This window comes from Streptomyces sp. NBC_00376 (assembly GCF_036077095.1).
Lineage (GTDB): Bacteria > Actinomycetota > Actinomycetes > Streptomycetales > Streptomycetaceae > Streptomyces.
In genome coordinates this window covers 3,317,455-3,334,294 of record NZ_CP107960.1, presented here as the reverse complement: position 1 = coordinate 3,334,294, position 16,840 = coordinate 3,317,455, and the positions used below count along the sequence as shown (strand labels likewise).

The window sequence follows — 16,840 nt, the reverse complement described above, 5'->3', positions numbered from 1 at the left end:
GAGTGCGGTCGGCACCGGATGAGCGCCAACGGGATTCGAAGGGGTAGAAGCATCCGGGTCGCAGCCCCCACGGGGCAACTACCAAACAGACACCCTCATCAAGGAGCGATCGTGGCGCGCGACATCGCGGCTCCCCTCACCGTCCCCACCGATCACCAGGAGCTCGTCTCCTGGGTGAACGAGATCGCAGCGATAACCGAGCCGGACCGGGTGGTCTGGTGCGACGGCTCCGAGGCCGAGTACGAGCGCCTGTGCGGGGAGCTCGTGGCCAAGGGCACGTTCACCAAGCTCGACGAGACCAAGCGCCCGAACTCGTACTACGCCGCGTCCGACCCGAGCGACGTCGCCCGCGTCGAGGACCGCACGTTCATCTGCTCCGAGAAGGAGGAGGACGCCGGCCCGACGAACCACTGGAAGGCCCCCGCCGAGATGCGGGAGATCTTCACGGGCGAGAAGGGCGTCTTCCGCGGCTCGATGCGCGGTCGCACGATGTACGTCGTCCCGTTCTGCATGGGCCCCGTGGGCTCCCCGCTCTCCGCGATCGGCGTCGAGATCACCGACTCCGCGTACGTCGCCGTCTCGATGCGCACCATGACGCGCATGGGACAGGCCGTCCTGGACGAGCTCGGCACCGACGGCTTCTTCGTCAAGGCCGTCCACACGCTGGGCGCACCCCTGGAGGAGGGCCAGGAGGACGTTCCGTGGCCGTGCAACTCCACCAAGTACATCTCGCACTTCCCCGAGGACCGCGAGATCTGGTCCTACGGCTCCGGCTACGGCGGCAACGCCCTGCTCGGCAAGAAGTGCTACGCGCTGCGCATCGCCTCCGTCATGGCGCGTGACGAGGGCTGGCTCGCCGAGCACATGCTGATCCTCAAGCTCACCCCGCCGCAGGGCGAGGCTGAGGCCCCCAAGTACATTGCGGCGGCCTTCCCGTCCGCCTGCGGCAAGACCAACCTCGCCATGCTGGAGCCGACGATCCCCGGCTGGACCGTGGAGACCATCGGCGACGACATCGCCTGGATGCGCTTCGGCGAGGACGGCCAGCTGTACGCGATCAACCCGGAGGCGGGCTTCTTCGGTGTCGCGCCCGGCACCGGCGAGCACACCAACGCCAACGCCATGAAGACGATGTGGGGCAACTCCGTCTTCACCAACGTCGCGCTCACCGACGACGGCGACGTGTGGTGGGAGGGCATGACGGAGACCGCTCCGGCCCACCTCACCGACTGGAAGGGCAACGACTGGACGCCCGCGTCCGACACCCCGGCCGCCCACCCCAACGCCCGCTTCACCGTCCCGGCGGGCCAGTGCCCGATCATCGCGCCCGAGTGGGAGGACCCGAAGGGCGTGCCGATCTCGGCGATCCTCTTCGGCGGCCGCCGCGCCTCGGCCGTCCCGCTGGTCACCGAGTCCTTCACCTGGCAGCACGGCGTCTTCCTCGGCGCCAACGTGGCCTCCGAGAAGACCGCCGCCGCCGAGGGCAAGGTCGGCGAGCTGCGCCGCGACCCGTTCGCCATGCTGCCGTTCTGCGGCTACAACATGGGCGACTACATGAACCACTGGGTCAAGGTCGGTGCCGACAAGGACCAGTCCAAGCTCCCGAAGATCTACTACGTGAACTGGTTCCGCAAGAACGACGCGGGCAAGTTCGTGTGGCCCGGCTTCGGCGAGAACAGCCGCGTCCTGAAGTGGATCGTCGAGCGCCTCGACGGCAAGGCCGAGGGCGTCGAGTCCCCGATCGGCATCCTGCCGGCCAAGGGCTCCCTCGACACCGACGGCCTGGACCTCTCCGAGTCCGACCTGGACTTCCTGCTCAGCGTCGACAAGGAGGTCTGGCGCGAGGAGGCGGCGCTGGTCCCCGAGCACCTCAACACCTTCGGCGACCACACGCCGAAGGAGCTGTGGGACGAGTACCGCGCGCTGGTCGAGCGCCTGGGCTGATGCCCCCGGGCGCACCCCGGGAGGGGTGCGCCCCGCACACCCCCGCGGCCGGGCCTCGGACGTCCGCCCTGACCTGTGGGGTCAACAGCCCGCCGCGGTCCGGCCCCCGGAATCCCCTCACGATTCCGGGGGCCGCCCCTTTTCGTGTTCTTCCTGTCCTCCTGCGCCTTTCGTGGGGAACCACCGGGCATCGCCTTGATATTGCGCACGGCTCCTTCACAAGATTCGATGTTCCTTCACATGTCTCCGGCTTGGTCGGCCGGGGGCCAACAGAGCCTGTGGGGGACTCAGTTGAGAAGGAATCAGCACCGCATACGCATCGCGGCGACGCTCGCCGCGCTGACGCTCGGCACCGCGGGGCTCACCGCCGTCGCGCCGTCCGCCGCCCTCGCGGCCGACGGTCCGGTGGCCGGTGACACCGTGGCCAAGCTGCCGATCTCGTCGTACTCGGCCATGGTCGTCGACTCGGCGCACGAGCGGGTCTACATCACCGACGACCGCCGGGACCGGGTGGCGAACCAGGTCCATGTCTACAACTTCCAGGGCCAGAAGGTCGGCTCGCTGCCCACCGGCACCGCACCGTCCGGGATGGCCCTGAGCGCCGACGGCGGCACGCTCTACGTCTCGCAGTCCTCGGGCATCCTCGTGTTCGACACCGTGACGCAGCAGCGCACCGGCTTCACGTTCACCGCGTACGACGTGGGCTGCCCGCGCGATGTCGCCTTCGCGGGCGGCAGGGAGTGGCACACCGAGACGCCGTACTACTCCGAGTGCGAGACTCACACGACCTGGCTGTACGGCACGAGCGGGAACCAGGCCACGAACACCGGATGGAACGGCGCGGGCCGGCTGCGGCTGACCAGCGGCCCCGAGGCCCCGGACCGCATCGTGATGGCACAGACCCGCAGCCCCGGTGCGGCCGACCCGTTCCTCACCACGCTCGACGCGAGCGGCGACACGCTCGTGCGCGGCCCGGAGCGCCGGTTCGCGGACGCCGAGGGCCGGGGCGCGCTCGACGTGCGGGACACGGCGCAGTCGCCCGACGGGCGGCGGATCGCCGTCGCCGACGCCGCGTACGGCACCCGGCTGCTGGACGCCGCCGACCTGTCCGACGCGCCGGCCGGGTACCAGCCGCTGCCCGAGGGGGCCGTGGCGTCCGCCGTGGCCTTCAGCGGCGACGGCACCTACATAGCCAGGGGCGCCGCCGCGACCGGGAGCACGGTCGACCTGCTCGTGCAGCCGGCCGACCCGGCGGCCGGTACGGCTCCGCTGGAGTTCGCCTTCGAGGGCGCGCTCGACGGGGACCGGATCGCGCCGCGCGGGCTCGGCTGGTCGAAGGACGGCTCGCGGCTGTTCGCCGTCACCACCAACGCCTACGGCAACGAGTACTGGCTGCACGTCATCCAGCCCCCGGCCGCCCAGTACGACTCCCGGTTCACCGGCTCGCTCTCCACCACTCCGGGGCGGCCGGTCGTCGGCGAACCGGTCGGGATCAGGGGCCGGCTGGAGCTGGACGGGCCCGCGCCCGCCGAGCCGGTCAGGGTGTCGGCGGTACGGCATGACGCGAACGGCGACCGCAAGCTCGCTCCCGTCGAGGTCGACGCGGACGGATCGTTCACCGTTCTCGACGTACCGTCGCTGGTCGGCGACGCCACCTACACCGTCTCGTTCACCGGTGACGTCACCCACCGTCCGGCCGAGGACACCACGCTCGCCGTCACGGTCGACAAGGCCCCGACCACCATCGCTCTCACCGCCCCGGCGGAGGCGACAAAGAGCGCCGGGCTGACGATCACCGGCACCCTGACCGGCCAGGGGCGGCCGCTGCCCGCCGGGATCACCCTGTCCGTGGTGCGCACCGACCGGAAGGGCACCGGCACGCTGACCTCGGCCGCCGTCGCCGCCGACGGCACGTTCACCATCAACGACCTGCCCCGCGCCACCGGCGAGGTGACGTACACGGTGAGCTACGCCGGCGACGCTCTGCACACGGACTCGACGGCGTCGGGGACGGTGCGCGTCCGGCGGTAGTCGGGCGGCTTCCCGTCGGACGGGCCGGTCTTCCGGCCCGCCCGACGGGGCCCAGAAAGCGCCCCGCATCCGACGACCCGCCGGTGGCCGGTTACGGGCACGCGAGCTGGCGGCGACGGGGTAGTTGCTGCGAACCACCCGCGGCGGGACGTGCACCGCGCCGCAGGGCGCACGCACGCGTGCCGTGCCCGGACGATCCCGGGCACGGCACACTTCAGAGGGATCCCAACGAGGTCAGGACTCCTTCTTGCTCTTCGAGAGTCCCTTCTCGATTGCGTCCGCCGCCGTCCTGTTGAGGTCGAGGCTGTTCAGCAGCTGGTCCAGCGTGTCCCGGTAGCTGGACTGCTGGCTCCCGTTCAGCGGCTGCTCGTTCACGCGCGGCGGCGCGCCGGCGCCGGCCAGGGTCGCGTGGGGCACCTGCATGTTGGCCGGCACCCACGTCGCGTCGCCGCAATCGAGCGTCTGAGGTTCGCCCCCCTGCAGTCTGCATGTGAGTGAGAAGACATCTCCGTCGGTGTCGACCACCTGGAACCTGACGATGTTGTTGTGCTCGGTGACCGTGATGCCACAGGGGTTGGGCGGGTAGCCGTTAGTGGTGAGGGGCGTCCACGCGTACGGCGGGACCGTGTTGAAGTCAACAACACCCCCGAACGCCGACCCGTCGGGGGCCAGCACCGCCTTGACCTCCCGCTCGGCGTCGGTCTGGAAGGAGTCGATGGAGACGCACGGCCCGGTCGCGCCGGTGGCTCCCGTGGCGCCGGTCGCACCGGTGGCTCCCGTGGCGCCGGTCGCGCCGGTGTGGCCGGTCGCGCCGGTGGCTCCCGTGGCGCCGGTGGCGCCGGTCGGCCCCGTGGGGCCGGTGGCTCCGTTCTCGCCGTTCTCACCCGTGGCGCCGGTCGGCCCCGTGGGTCCGGTCGGTCCCGTTGCTCCGGTGGCGCCGTTCTCGCCGTTTTCACCCGTGGCGCCGGTCGGTCCGGTGGGGCCGGTGGGGCCGGTGGCTCCGGTGGCTCCGTTCTCGCCGTTTTCACCCGTGGCGCCGGTCGCACCCGTGGCGCCGGTCGCACCCGTGGCACCGGTCGCACCCGTGGCGCCGGTCGGTCCCTTCGGCCCCGTCGGCCCGGTGGGCCCGGTGGGCCCGCGCTTGCCCTTCTCCTCCTTGCACTTGTCCCTGTCGTGCTTGTTCTTGTGGTTGTCGCAGCACTCGTCCTTGTCGTGCTTGTTCTTCTGCTCCTTGCACTTGTCACCGCCCATAAGCGCAGGCCGGTTCGTCGCGCTCGGAGAGAAGTTCTGGGCGGCCGCCACCACAGGACTGGAGAAGCCCAGCACGACGAGGCTCAGCGTTGCCATCGCACCGCCGGCCAGCCACCTGCGACCGCGGGGCACCGGGCCAAGACGTGAGGGGGTCCTGTTCTCAGGACTCATGAGTTTGCTCCTTGGGGAACCGAATGGAGTGGTCTTGACGAGGCATGCAGAGCCTCTGACGCAACACTCGGGTGCATGTGCAAGAAAGTGGGCGAGGCACACCAGGCGTTCAGGCGATCGGCAGAACGAGGGAGGGGCCGAAAGAGAATGAGCCCGGAAGAGTTGGGCCATGCAGCCCCGTAGCGGGTTTAGTTCCGAGTGAGTGTCGGTGCGGCCGACACCCAGACGGATGGATACGCTCTGCATGCTTCATCAGTTCCCACTTTCCAAATCGAGGCTCGAATGTCCGTCAGGGATTTTCAAGGAAAGATGAATTTCTTCACCAGGGCCAGGAAGCGCGTGGCCAAGGTGGCGGCGGTCGCGCTCGCCGTAACCGCGACGTGTTCAGGGCTGACATGGGCGGCGGTCTCCCTGACGGGAAACAGCGTCGATGCGAAGGCGCCGGCCGCTTGCTCATACAACCTCACCAATGGTGCAAAGCCCGTGGGAATTCCCACTTTCAATGCATCGGCCGCTGCTCGGCCATACACGGCAGAAATCGTGACCAACCGGGGAACCGTCACCTTCGAGGCCCTGACCGACAAGGCGCCCTGCACCACCAACTCCTTCTCCTTCCTGGCGCGGAAGGGGTACTACGACGGCAGCGCGTGTCACCGCGTCACGACCCGAGGGATTTACGTACTGGACTGCGGTGACCCCGAGGGGAAAGGCGCGGCAGATCCGGGATATTTCTTCCAGGATGAAAATCTGGACGGAGCCGAATACTCGGCCGGCACCTTGGCGATGTCCAAGGCGGCTCCCGGCAGGAACGGCAGTCAGTTCTTCATCAGTTACGCCGATCCTGATGTCTCCATGTCGTCCGAGTGGACTCCCTTTGGGAAAGTCGTGAGCGGATTGGATGTACTGAAGGAGATCGCCAGCAACGGGACTCAGGACGGATCCTCCGACGGAAGGCCGAAGAAGGCTGTCGTCATCAAGTCGGTAACGGTGCGACAGGCATCGGTCAATGCCCCTCGCGAGAAGCGCGGGTGACTCCACCACGCCCCAGGTGTGCCGCTATTCGGAGTATTCAGCGCGCGCACATGGCGGCTCAGGGCCAGGCCTTGAAGGCTGCTGGCATCTTGAGGTCCTCAGGGTCAGTTTTCCGGAAGGAATAAGTCATGCAAGCCCCACCCACCGACAGTGCCACGCTCCCGGTGCAACAAAAATCAACTGTGGACGAAGGGCCGGTGGTCGAGCCGTCCAGGGGGAGCCGCTCCGACAGCCCGTGGTGGATCTGGGCCCTGGCGGGAGCACTGTTCTTCACGTACGCGACGTTGTCCCTGCGTATCCATCAGCGCATGCTCTCCCACAGTTTCGACCTGGGAATCTTCGAACAGGTCGTCCGCTCCTACGCGCATGGGCACCTGCCCGTCTCCGAGATCAAGGGACCGGACTTTCCCATCCTGGGAGACCACTTCTCTCCCATTCTGATCCTGGTGGTACCTGTCTACTGGCTGTGGCCTTCGGCGATGGCCCTGCTCGTGGTGCAGGCGGCGCTGATCGCCGCGAGCGTTCTGCCCCTGACTCTCTGGGCGCGCCGAGCGCTGGGCTCCCCCGCCGCCGCGGTCATCGGGGTCTGCTACGGCCTCTCCTGGGGTCTCGCGAGCGGGGTCGGCTCCGACTTCCATGAATGGGCCTTCGCCGTCCCCCTTCTCGCGTGCTCACTCACCGCTCTCGCGACGGGCCGGATGCGTGCCGCGGTCTGCTGGGCTCTGCCCCTGCTGCTGGTGAAGGAGGACCTCGGGCTCACCGTGGTCGTGATCGGCCTCGTCGTCGCCTGGCGTGGCGACCGCAAGCTCGGGATCACGACCGCCGCAGTCGGCCTGGCCGCGGCACTGCTGGCGACGATGGTCATTCTGCCGGCCTTCAGTCCGAGCGGGTCCTACGACTACTGGGGCTTCCTGAACGGCTCGGAAGGCAGTGAGGGCGGGCTGACGCATCTGCTGTACAGGAGCACGATCGGTCTCATCACCCCCGAGGCCAAGATCTCGACGCTCCTGCTCGTGCTGGCCCCGACCCTGTTCCTGGCCCTGCGGTCCCCGTTGATGTGGATCGCGGTGCCGACCCTGATGTGGCGGGCTGCCTCAGAGCTCAGCACCCACTGGGGCACCGTCTACCACTATTCGCTCACTCTGATGCCGATCGTCTTCGCGGCCTTCATCGACGCCTTGATCCGACGGAACCCGAGCAGGAACAGCCTGCGCCGATACCTCGCCGGCTCCGCTGCGATCACGCTCCTGGTCCTTCCGCAGTATCCGTTCTGGCAGCTGGTCCAGCCGGCCAGCTGGCGGGACGATCCCCGCATCGCTGTCGCCCACCGTCTGATGGACCGGATCCCTGACGGCGCCACGGTGCAGGCATCCAATGAGCTCGTGCCCCAGCTCACGAACCGTACGAGTGCCAGCCTCTACGGCTGGCCCGACAGCCGTCCCAATCCTCAGTGGATCATGGTGGACACCAAGGTGCCGTTCAGTCAGCGGTGGCCGCTGAACATCCTTCAGGAACAGCAGGCCCTGGGCGCTGCGCGGGCACAGGGGTATCTCACCGTGAGTAATGAACAGGGCTTCGTACTGCTCAAGCGTCCGAGCTGACGTCGCATCGTCGGTCTTCTACCTCACCGAGTCGGAGGTGACCCGTGAAATCAACGGTCTGCCTGAACATGATCGTCAAGAACGAGGCCCCGGTCATCAGACGCTGCCTCGAATCCGTGCGCCCTTTGATCGACACGTGGGTCATCCTGGACACGGGATCGACCGACGGCACCCAGGACGTCATCCGTGACGTCTTCAGTGATCTGCCCGGCGCCCTGCACGAAAGTCCTTGGAAGGGATACGACGGGAGCCGCAGCGAGGCGATCGACCTGGCGCGCGCCGAAGCGGACTATCTGCTGTTCATCGACGCCGACGACGAGATGGAGGTGGAGCCCGGCTTCCGTATGCCGGAGCTGACCCACGACGCCTACCGAGTCGCACTGCACGACGGACCCATCACCCACTGGCGCCCCGCTCTGGTCTCGACCCGGTTGCCCTGGCGCTATGTCGGCGTCCTGCACGAGTACATCGACTGCGGAACGCCGTACACCCTCGGGACATTCAACGGCGCCAACATCCTCTCGGTGGGCGGCGGCGCACGCCTGAGAGGAGAAGGAGTGCGGAAGAAGTACCTGCGCGACGCCAAGGTCCTTCAACAGGGTCTGATCAAGGAACCCGACAACTCCCGCTACGTCTTCTACCTCGCCCAGAGCTGGCGGGATGCCGGAGAGCCGAAGAAGTCACTGGCCGCCTACGACCGCCGCGCAGGGATGGGCGGTTTCGCGGAGGAAGTCTTCTGTTCCCACCTCTACGCCGCACGGCTTGCGGCAGAGCTCGGCAAGCGGCCGGCCGAGGTGATCGACCGCTACCTCCGCGCGCATGAAAGCCGTCCTTCTCGCGCCGAAGCGCTCGGTGAACTCGCGCGCTACTGCCGCACGAACGGCCGGCGCTGGCCACTTGCGCACATGTTCGCGCAGCAAGCAGCACAGATCCCGTACCCGGAAGACATTCTGTTCGTCGAGTTCGAGTGGTACGACTGGTGCTCGCTCGACGAACTCGCCGTAGCCGCTTACTGGACCGGAAACTATGAGGAGTCGGAGCGCTGCAGCCAACGCCTCCTCAAGAGCGGCAAGGTGCCTCCCGAGCACCACGACCGCGTGGTCGGCAACCTCGAATTCGCCCGGCAGAAGCTGGGTTCGAGGGAACTCGTGAACGCCTGACCGGGGCCGGAGCAGGGCCTGAACGGGGCCGGACCCGGGGTCGCGCGGGCGGTCGTGTGCGGCAATTGGGTGGCACCCGGCCCACGCGCCTCGACGGCACGTGGGCCGGGGCCGTCAGTGGGCGCCGACCAGTCGCGTCGAGGCGGCGGAGGCGGCGGCGAGCGCCGCGGTGTGGGCGTCCATCCGCTCGGCCGCGAGGATCGCGACGGCCGTGTCGGCGCGGGACGCGGCCACCACCAGTGCCCGGCCCGCGAGGGCGTGGGCGCGGCGGTGCAGTGCCGGTGCGGGTGCGTCGGTGCGGCCGGCGTGCCGGGCGGGCGGCGCGCCGCGCAGCCTGGCGACCTGCACGGCGATGCGGTCGCCCGCCTCGCCGATGCCCAGCTCGTCGGTGACCGCGAGGAGCGCGGCCAGGTGCCCGGCGAGCTGGATGTCCAGCTCTTCCTCGCGGGAGCGGTGCGGGAAGTCGTCGGCGTGGTCGGCCGGTGTGTGGACCGATTTGGTGCGGATCGGTTCGTACATGGATGGCCTCCTGGTGTTGCAGTGGGACCATCCTACCTTGGATTAAGTCTAAAGTTGTCTGCGGTCGATTCCTGGCTCCCGCGGAATCCTCGGCGGAGCACCCGGGGCCGGCCGCTACGGCTGGCCGTAGCCGTCCAGGAAGTGCGCGATCCGGGTCACCGCGTCCGTCAGGTCCTCGGTCGAGGGCAGCGTCACCACCCGGAAGTGATCGGGTTCGGGCCAGTTGAACCCGGTGCCGTGCACGACCATGATCTTCTCGGCCCGCAGCAGATCGAGCACCATCTGCCGGTCGTCCTTGATCTTGTAGACCTTGGGATCGAGGCGCGGGAAGAGATACAGCGCCCCCTTGGGCTTCACGCAGGTCACGCCCGGGATCTGCGTCAGCAGGTCGTACGCCGCATCGCGCTGCTCCAGGATCCGCCCGCCCGGCAGCACCAGGTCGTCGATCGACTGCCGGCCGCCCAGCGCGGTGGCCACGGCGTGCTGCGAGGGCATGTTGGCGCACAGCCGCATGTTGGCGAGGATCGTCAGCCCCTCGATGTACGAGGAGGCGTGCGCCTTCGGACCGCAGACCGCCAGCCATCCGGACCTGTATCCGGCCACCCGGTAGTTCTTGGAGAGCCCGTTGAAGGTGAGCACCATCAGATCGGGCGCGATCGTCGCGGTCGGGGTGTGGGTCGCCCCGTCGTACAGGATCCGGTCGTAGATCTCGTCGGAGCAGACGACCAGGTTGTGGCGCCGGGCGATCTCCGTCAGCCCGCGCAGCATCTCGTCGTCGTACACCGCACCCGTCGGATTGTTCGGGTTGATGATCACGAGGGCCTTGGTCCGGTCGGTGATCCGCCGCTCGATGTCGGCGAGGTCCGGCATCCAGTCGGACTGCTCGTCGCACCGGTAGTGCACGGCCGTGCCGCCGGCCAGCGAGACCGAAGCGGTCCACAGCGGATAGTCCGGAGCCGGTACGAGGACCTCGTCGCCGTCGTCGAGCAGCGCCTGCATCGACATCTGGATCAGCTCGGAGACACCGTTGCCCAGATAGATGTCCTCGACGTCGAGGTCGATCCCCTTGGTCTGGTAGTGCTGCATCACCGCCCGCCGCGCGGACAGCAGCCCCTTCGCGTCGCCGTAGCCGTGCGCCCCGGAGAGGTTGCGCAGTATGTCTTCGAGGATCTCGGGCGGGCACTCGAACCCGAACGCGGCAGGGTTGCCGGTGTTCAGCTTGAGGATGCGGTGACCGGCTGCTTCCAGCCGCATCGCCTCCTCCAGCACGGGGCCCCGGATTTCGTAACAGACGTTGGCGAGCTTCGTGGACTGGATGACCTGCATGTCTGGGAGCTTACGACCGCGCCCCGCGCCCTGCCCGGCCTTTCCTTCCCGGTTGCCCCACCCGGGTATTTCCCCCGCACCGCTCCGTCTTCCATAGCCATGCGCCCACCGTCCGTGACCGTGGGAACGCCGGGCGGAGCCGGGGGCGGGGCTTCGAATGCGGTGGAATCCGGGCGTGACGGACGCGGACGGGTGAGATGCGCCACGACGTTCGCCTTCCCCTCCCCTCTCCCTCCTACTCCGGCAGCCGGGTGCCCGGGGGCAGGTGGACGCCGAAGTCGGCCGCCAGTACGCGCAGCACCTCGTCGCCGTCCGCGAGTTCGCGTTCCTCGCGGGTGCCGCCCGGCGCGGTGACCGTGAGGGTGCGGCCGGTCAGTGAGAGGTGGGTGTCCGGGGTGGTGCGCTGGGCGTACACGCGGTGCGAGAACGGGGAGCGCGGGTTGGTCGCGATGTGCCAGTTGATCACCTCGTAGTCCGGCGCCTCGAAGGGTTCCAGCGTGAAGGCGTACTGGGACTCCCACGCCCCGTCGGCGCTGTACGCCTGGAGCTCCCACCGCGCCAGCGGCCCGTCGTGCGGGGTGTTCACGAGCCGGTGGCGGCGCGGGGCGTCGTGCAGCTCGGCTCCGGCGACCAGCGGGATCGGCTCCAGCAGCGCGCCGGGGGAGCCGAAGCCGACATCCGCCAGGTACGGCGTCGCCTCGCCCGGCACCTCGGCCAGCATCAGCATGTGCGTGCGCGGCCGGATCTCCCCGGGCCCGGCCCCCACCACGACCCGGGCGCACAGCAGGGTGATCCTGAAGCCGAGCGCGGTCAGCGCGGCGGCGAGCAGCGTGTTGTGCTCATAGCAGTACCCGCCGCGCCCACCGCGTACGAGCTTGGCCTCCAGGTCGGCGAGGGCCAGCGAGGGCGCGCTGCCGAGGACCGGGTCCAGGTTCTCGAAGGGGATGCCCAGCGCATGGGCCCGGTGCACGGAGCGCAGCACGCCGGCGGTGGGCCGACGCTCCCCGGTCCAGCCGATGCGGGCGAGGTAGGCGTCGAGGTCGGGCAGGCGGTCGCGGTCGGAAGTCATGACCCCGACGGTACGCAGTGGGGGCGGACGGTCGCCTCCGGCCCGGGACGGAGGCGACCTGGTCCCAGGGACCTCGGTCCCCGGGACTCCGGTCGCCGGGGACCGGGCGCCTCCTCCGTACCTCAGATGTGGCTCAACTCGGGTGAGAGGGCCACTCTCTTCGGAAACCATGACCACATGATCGGAAACGGGAAGCAGGATCTGGCCGTGGTCGTGGTGCGCGACGCGGAAGCCATCGCTGAGGTGCTCCGGCAGGCGCTGGAGACCGCCGGCGCGGAAGAACGCCCCGGCCTGGAGCGAGCCCTCGCCGTGGTCGCCGACGCGGCCGGCGTACCGGACGCGGAGCTGCGGGGCCGCTGGGCGGGGCGCCGGATCAGGGCGGGCGGACACCAGGGCCCGCTCGACGCGGTCGCGGCGGTCAAGGCGCTCCGCAAGGCCGAGCCGGGTCTGAGCCTGCGCCAGGCGGTGCAGCTTTCGAGGGAGGCGGCCGCGACGGAGGCCGCGTAGCCGCGCTGTCAGCGGGCGAGCAGGTCGACCACGCCCGTCGTGCCCTCGTGACCGTGGCCCTGGGCCAGGCGGCGCTCCATCAGGGACAGGTACGGAGTCAGCAACTCCGTGCTGACGCCCTGCTCCTCGGCGGTGCGCAGCAGCGTCGGGCTGCCCGCGACCTGCATGGCGAGGTTGGACACCACTCCCCGCGTGTAGTCGCCGTCGGCCAGCTGGGAGGCCATCAGGTGCACCGAGGGCACCATGGCGACCAGCCAGTCGGCGAGCAGCCGGGCGAACTCCGTCGGCTCGATGTCCTCCTTGCGGACCAGGGCGAACGCGTGCGCGACCCCGCCGAACATCCCGTTCATGGCGCTCAGCAGCGCCACGTCGTGCAGTGCGGCGGAGCCGGCGTCCGCACCGACGTAGGAGGTCCCGGTGGGTACGGCCAGCGTGTCGCGGTGGGCGTCGAAGAGGGCACGTGAGCCGCTGTAGAAGATGTAGCCGCCGGAGTCGGGGACGCCGATCATCGGCGGGACCGCCATGATCCCGCCGTCCACGAAACGGGCGCCCCGCTCGTGCGCCCACGCGGCGCGGGAGCGGGCCAGGGCCGGGGTGGAGGTGGTGAGGTTGACCAGGTCCTTGCCGGTCAGGTCGATACCGTCCAGGGTCTCGTCGACCGAGGCGTCGTCGAGCAGGCAGAGGACGACGAGGCCGCTCGCCGCGACCGCCTCCGCGACGCTTCCGACGACGCGCGCGCCGAGGGCGGCGAGCGACTCGGCCCGGCCGGGGCTGCGGTTCCAGACGGTGAGCGGGTGGCCGGCGTCGAGCCAGGTGCGGGCGAGTGCGGTGCCCATGGCACCGAGGCCGAGGAGGGTGAGCGGAGTCTTCTCAAATGCGTCGGAATTCATGGCAATTAGGCTGGCCGGGGAGCCGGGGGTGATCAAGTACGCACTTCGTTGTGGGTGGTTACCGCCGGGTGAGTGAGCAGGTGGGAGGGGTGGAGCGTGGGCACGGTTCGGAGGCCGGGGTCGTACGTGTGCGGGATCGACGCCGCGATGGACGTGATCGGCGGCAAGTGGAAGGTGCTGATCCTCTGGGCGCTCGGCGAGCGCACGTGCCGGTTCGGCGAACTGCGCAGAATGGTGCCCGGGATCACGGAGAAGGTGCTCGCGTCGCATCTGCGGGAGCTGGAGGAGGACGGCATCGTGCACCGCGAGGCGCACGACGAGGTGCCGCCGCGCGTCGAGTACTCGCTGACCCCGCTGGGCGCCGGGCTCAACGAGGCGCTGCGACCGCTCGGCGCCTGGGGCAGGGAGCACATCCTCACGGACGCCGGGCGGCCGCCGGTCTGACGGGGGCGCCGGCCCTGTGGGCGGCCACCCGACCGTAACGGGCACAGGATGTCGGGCCCGCGGTGGTGCGCGGTTCCTAACGTGAGTGTCCGTAAGGGAAGGAGTCCGGGGTGCTGGAGAAGCTGAACCAGGCCATGGAGTACATCGAGTGCCGTCTCGGTCAGGAGATCGAGGCGGCCGAGCTGGCCCGGATCGCCATGACGTCGGAGTACCACTTCCGGCGGATGTTCTCCGCGCTGGCCGGGATGCCGCTGTCGGAGTACGTGCGACGCAGGCGGCTGACGCTCGCGGGCGCCGAAGTGCTCGGCGGGGAGCGGACGTTGCTGGAGGTCGCCGTGCGCCACGGCTACTCCTCGGGCGAGGCGTTCGCGCGGGCGTTCCGTGCCATGCACGGTGTCGGTCCGGGCGAGGCCCGGCGGACCGGTGCGGTTCTGCGGTCCCAGCCCCGGATGTCCTTCCGTCTCGTGGTCGAAGGGAGCAGCAGCATGGAGTACCGGATCGTGGCGAAGGACGAGTTCCGGGTGGCGGGCAGGAAGGCGCGGGTCCCCCTGGTGCACGAGGGGGTCAACCCGGCCATCGCCGAGTTCGTCCGGGGCATCGACAAGGAGACCGTGGCGCGCATCGCGGCCCTGTCCGACCAGCAGCCGGAGGGCATCGTCCAGGTCAGCGACAACCTCGACCAGAGTCGTGCCGAAGGGACCGAACTCGACTACTACCACGCAGTGGTGACGAACAGCCAGGAACTTCCCGAGGGTCTGGATGTACTGGTGGTCCCGGCGGGCGCCTGGGCCGTCTTCGAGAACACCGGGCCCTTCCCCCAGGCGCTCCAGTACCTGTGGCGGGACGTGTTCACCCAGTGGTTCCCGTCCAATCCGTACCGGAGCAGGCCGGGGCCCGAGATCCTGCGCGTCCGGCTCTCGGAGGACGGTGCCCGGGGCGAGGCGGAGCTCTGGATCCCGGTGGAGCCGGCCACCGTCTGAGGCCGACGGCTTGAAACCGCCCCTTGTGGGGACCCCTTCAGTGCGCCAACATGCGCATGTCAAATCCGAAGGAGACTTCGGTGGGCGGGGGCCAACAGGACCCTGCCCAGGTCACTTGAGGGGACCCCCACATGAAGAAGCCTCTCGTCGGTGCGCTGTTCGCTGTCCTGCTCCTCGGGGCAGGTGTCGCGCCCGCAACCGCTGCAACCGGCCACGACGCGTCGTCGCCCGCCGCGGTCAAGGAGAAGGTCAGGCCCAAGGCGGTCAACTTCGCCGGGACCGTGGCGCTCAGCAACTGTTCCGGCTCCGTCGTCCGCACCCCGAACTCCCAGCCGGGCGATCCCGCGCTGGTGCTCTCCAACGGGCACTGCATGGAGACCGGATTCCCGGGGCCCGGTGAGGTCGTGTTCGGCCAGCCGTCCACCCGCAGCTTCACCCTGCTGAACGCCTCGGGCAGCGGCGTCGGAACCCTGCGCGCCAGCAAGATCGCGTACGGGACGATGACGGACACCGACATATCGGTGTACCAGCTCACCCGCACCTACGCCCAGATCGAGAGCACCTACGGCATCAAGGCGCTGGAGCTCAACACCGCGCACCCGGTCCAGGGCACCGCGATCACCGTCGTGTCCGGCTACTGGAAGCGCACGTACGCCTGCAACGTCGACGGCTTCGTCTACCGCCTCAAGGAAGGGGAGTGGACCTGGAAGGACTCGGTCCGCTACACCTCCGCCTGCCAGACCATCGGCGGCACGTCGGGCTCCCCGGTGATCGACAACGCGACCGGCAAGGTCGTCGCCGTCAACAACACCGGCAACGAGGACGGCCAGGAGTGCACGGACAACAACCCGTGCGAGGTCGACGAGAACGGCAACGTGACGGTGCGCGAGGGCATCAACTACGCCCAGGAGACGTACGGCATCGTGCCGTGCATCGGCGCCGGCAGCCAGTTCGACCTCAACCGTGCGGGGTGTGCCCTGCCCAAGCCGTGACCGTGTGAGTCATGTCGCCGCCGCGACTCCCGCCACCGGGTGTCGCGGCGGCGACGCGCGCGTTCACGGCTTCGCCGCGCGTCCGATCGCCGCCTCGATCCCGTCGAGCAGCACCCCGAGTCCGACGTCGAACGTCTCCCTCGCCTCGCGCTCCAGGTACGGCACCGACTCCCCGCCGGGAGCGGAGGCGGGCGCAGGCGGCTGCGGGGTGGAAGCGGTCTCCATCGCGACCAGGCTCGGGTAGCGCTCCGCGAAGTCGGGCGCCACCTCGCCCAGCAGCGCCGAGCGGGCGAACCACCACTCCTCGTCCGGCTCGCCCGTCGCCGCCGCGGCCTGCCGCGCCTCGGCGACCGTCCCGGCGCAGCCGCGCACGAAGTGGGAGAGTGTGCCGACCAGCCGCCGCAGCAGGTGCGCTTCGAGCCCGGTCGCGTCCAGCAGCCGCACGAGCGTGTCCAGCCCCGCGTACTCGTGCGGGCCGAGCACCGGGCGGGCCTGGGAGACCTGGAGCACCCAGGGGTGGCGGAGGTGGAATTCGAGCCTGTCCCGCGCCCAGGCGGTCAGCCCCGCACGCCAGTCGCCGTTCTCCTCGTACTCCGCGGGCAGTTCGGCGTGGACCGCGTCGTACATCAGGTCCAGCAGCTCGCTCTTGCCGGGGACGTAGGTGTAGAGCGCCATCGCGGTGCGGCCGAGCCGCTCGCCCACCGCGCGCATCGACAGCGCGGCCATGCCGTCCTCGTCCGCGACGGCGATCGCGGCGGTCACGATCGCATCGACGCTCAGCCCCGGCCTGGGGCCGGGACCGGGACGCCGGCCCTGCTCCTTTGACCCGTCGGCGCGCCACAGCAGGGACATCGAACGGCGGGCGTCGCCCTGTCCGGCAAAGACCACCACTTGCGACTCCTTACGCCGTAAAGTAACTTCGC

Annotated in this window: 15 protein-coding genes; 9 read left to right on the top strand and 6 right to left on the bottom strand. The window is 69.5% G+C overall.

Annotated features, from left to right (window positions below; translation table 11 throughout):
* Positions 1-111 precede the first annotated feature (111 nt).
* Positions 112-1,944, top strand: coding sequence for a phosphoenolpyruvate carboxykinase (GTP) (locus OG842_RS14755; RefSeq protein ID WP_266730077.1), 1,833 nt, complete (start codon positions 112-114; stop codon positions 1,942-1,944).
* Positions 1,945-2,235: 291 nt separating this feature from the next.
* Complete coding sequence (locus OG842_RS14750; protein ID WP_266730075.1) at positions 2,236-3,975, top strand: Ig-like domain repeat protein; 1,740 nt, start codon at positions 2,236-2,238, stop codon at positions 3,973-3,975.
* Positions 3,976-4,209: 234 nt separating this feature from the next.
* Here OG842_RS14750 and OG842_RS14745 read toward each other — a convergent pair whose 3' ends face one another.
* Positions 4,210-5,322 (bottom strand): hypothetical protein, encoded by a 1,113-nt coding sequence (locus OG842_RS14745; RefSeq protein WP_266730073.1) that lies wholly within the window; start codon positions 5,320-5,322, stop codon positions 4,210-4,212.
* 384 nt (positions 5,323-5,706) lie between these two features.
* On the opposite strand from OG842_RS14745, the gene OG842_RS14740 reads away from it, so the two are divergent.
* From OG842_RS14740 to OG842_RS14730, 3 genes are all read left to right on the top strand, one after another.
* Positions 5,707-6,429 carry a peptidylprolyl isomerase gene (locus OG842_RS14740; protein ID WP_266730071.1) on the top strand — a complete coding sequence of 241 codons (723 nt, stop codon included), beginning with the start codon at positions 5,707-5,709 and terminating at the stop codon, positions 6,427-6,429.
* Between the two features lie 128 nt (positions 6,430-6,557).
* Positions 6,558-8,030 (top strand): DUF2079 domain-containing protein, encoded by a 1,473-nt coding sequence (locus OG842_RS14735; protein WP_266730070.1) that lies wholly within the window; start codon positions 6,558-6,560, stop codon positions 8,028-8,030.
* 44 nt (positions 8,031-8,074) lie between these two features.
* Positions 8,075-9,190: a tetratricopeptide repeat-containing glycosyltransferase gene (locus OG842_RS14730; protein WP_266730069.1), complete on the top strand. Its 1,116-nt coding sequence runs from the start codon at positions 8,075-8,077 to the stop codon at positions 9,188-9,190.
* Positions 9,191-9,304: 114 nt separating this feature from the next.
* Here OG842_RS14730 and OG842_RS14725 read toward each other — a convergent pair whose 3' ends face one another.
* The 3 genes from OG842_RS14725 to OG842_RS14715 all read right to left on the bottom strand — a co-directional run bounded on the left by OG842_RS14725 (position 9,305) and on the right by OG842_RS14715 (position 12,104).
* A complete protein-coding gene (locus tag OG842_RS14725; RefSeq protein WP_266730068.1) occupies positions 9,305-9,709 on the bottom strand; it encodes an SCO4983 family protein in 405 nt (134 codons plus the stop codon).
* Positions 9,710-9,823: 114 nt separating this feature from the next.
* Positions 9,824-11,035, bottom strand: coding sequence for a pyridoxal phosphate-dependent aminotransferase (locus OG842_RS14720; RefSeq protein WP_266730067.1), 1,212 nt, complete (start codon positions 11,033-11,035; stop codon positions 9,824-9,826).
* Positions 11,036-11,270: 235 nt separating this feature from the next.
* Positions 11,271-12,104, bottom strand: a complete 834-nt coding sequence (locus OG842_RS14715; protein WP_266730066.1) for an arylamine N-acetyltransferase family protein — start codon at positions 12,102-12,104, stop codon at positions 11,271-11,273.
* 177 nt (positions 12,105-12,281) lie between these two features.
* On the opposite strand from OG842_RS14715, the gene OG842_RS14710 reads away from it, so the two are divergent.
* Complete coding sequence (locus OG842_RS14710) at positions 12,282-12,611, top strand: hypothetical protein (protein WP_266730065.1); 330 nt, start codon at positions 12,282-12,284, stop codon at positions 12,609-12,611.
* A gap of 8 nt (positions 12,612-12,619) precedes the next feature.
* On the opposite strand, the gene OG842_RS14705 is transcribed toward OG842_RS14710, so the two are convergent.
* Positions 12,620-13,501 carry an NAD(P)-dependent oxidoreductase gene (locus tag OG842_RS14705; RefSeq protein ID WP_266730064.1) on the bottom strand — a complete coding sequence of 294 codons (882 nt, stop codon included), beginning with the start codon at positions 13,499-13,501 and terminating at the stop codon, positions 12,620-12,622.
* A 96-nt stretch (positions 13,502-13,597) separates the two neighbouring features.
* Between OG842_RS14705 and OG842_RS14700 the strand changes: the two genes are divergently transcribed.
* The 3 genes from OG842_RS14700 to OG842_RS14690 all read left to right on the top strand — a co-directional run bounded on the left by OG842_RS14700 (position 13,598) and on the right by OG842_RS14690 (position 15,917).
* Complete coding sequence (locus OG842_RS14700) at positions 13,598-13,945, top strand: winged helix-turn-helix transcriptional regulator (protein WP_323185744.1); 348 nt, start codon at positions 13,598-13,600, stop codon at positions 13,943-13,945.
* 110 nt (positions 13,946-14,055) lie between these two features.
* Positions 14,056-14,925 (top strand): AraC family transcriptional regulator, encoded by an 870-nt coding sequence (locus OG842_RS14695; protein WP_266730063.1) that lies wholly within the window; start codon positions 14,056-14,058, stop codon positions 14,923-14,925.
* Between the two features lie 131 nt (positions 14,926-15,056).
* Entirely contained in the window at positions 15,057-15,917 is an 861-nt protein-coding gene (locus tag OG842_RS14690; RefSeq protein WP_266730062.1) for a S1 family peptidase, read from the top strand.
* 63 nt (positions 15,918-15,980) lie between these two features.
* On the opposite strand, the gene OG842_RS14685 is transcribed toward OG842_RS14690, so the two are convergent.
* Entirely contained in the window at positions 15,981-16,808 is an 828-nt protein-coding gene (locus OG842_RS14685; protein ID WP_328512252.1) for a TetR/AcrR family transcriptional regulator C-terminal domain-containing protein, read from the bottom strand.
* Between the last annotated feature and the right edge of the window lie 32 nt (positions 16,809-16,840).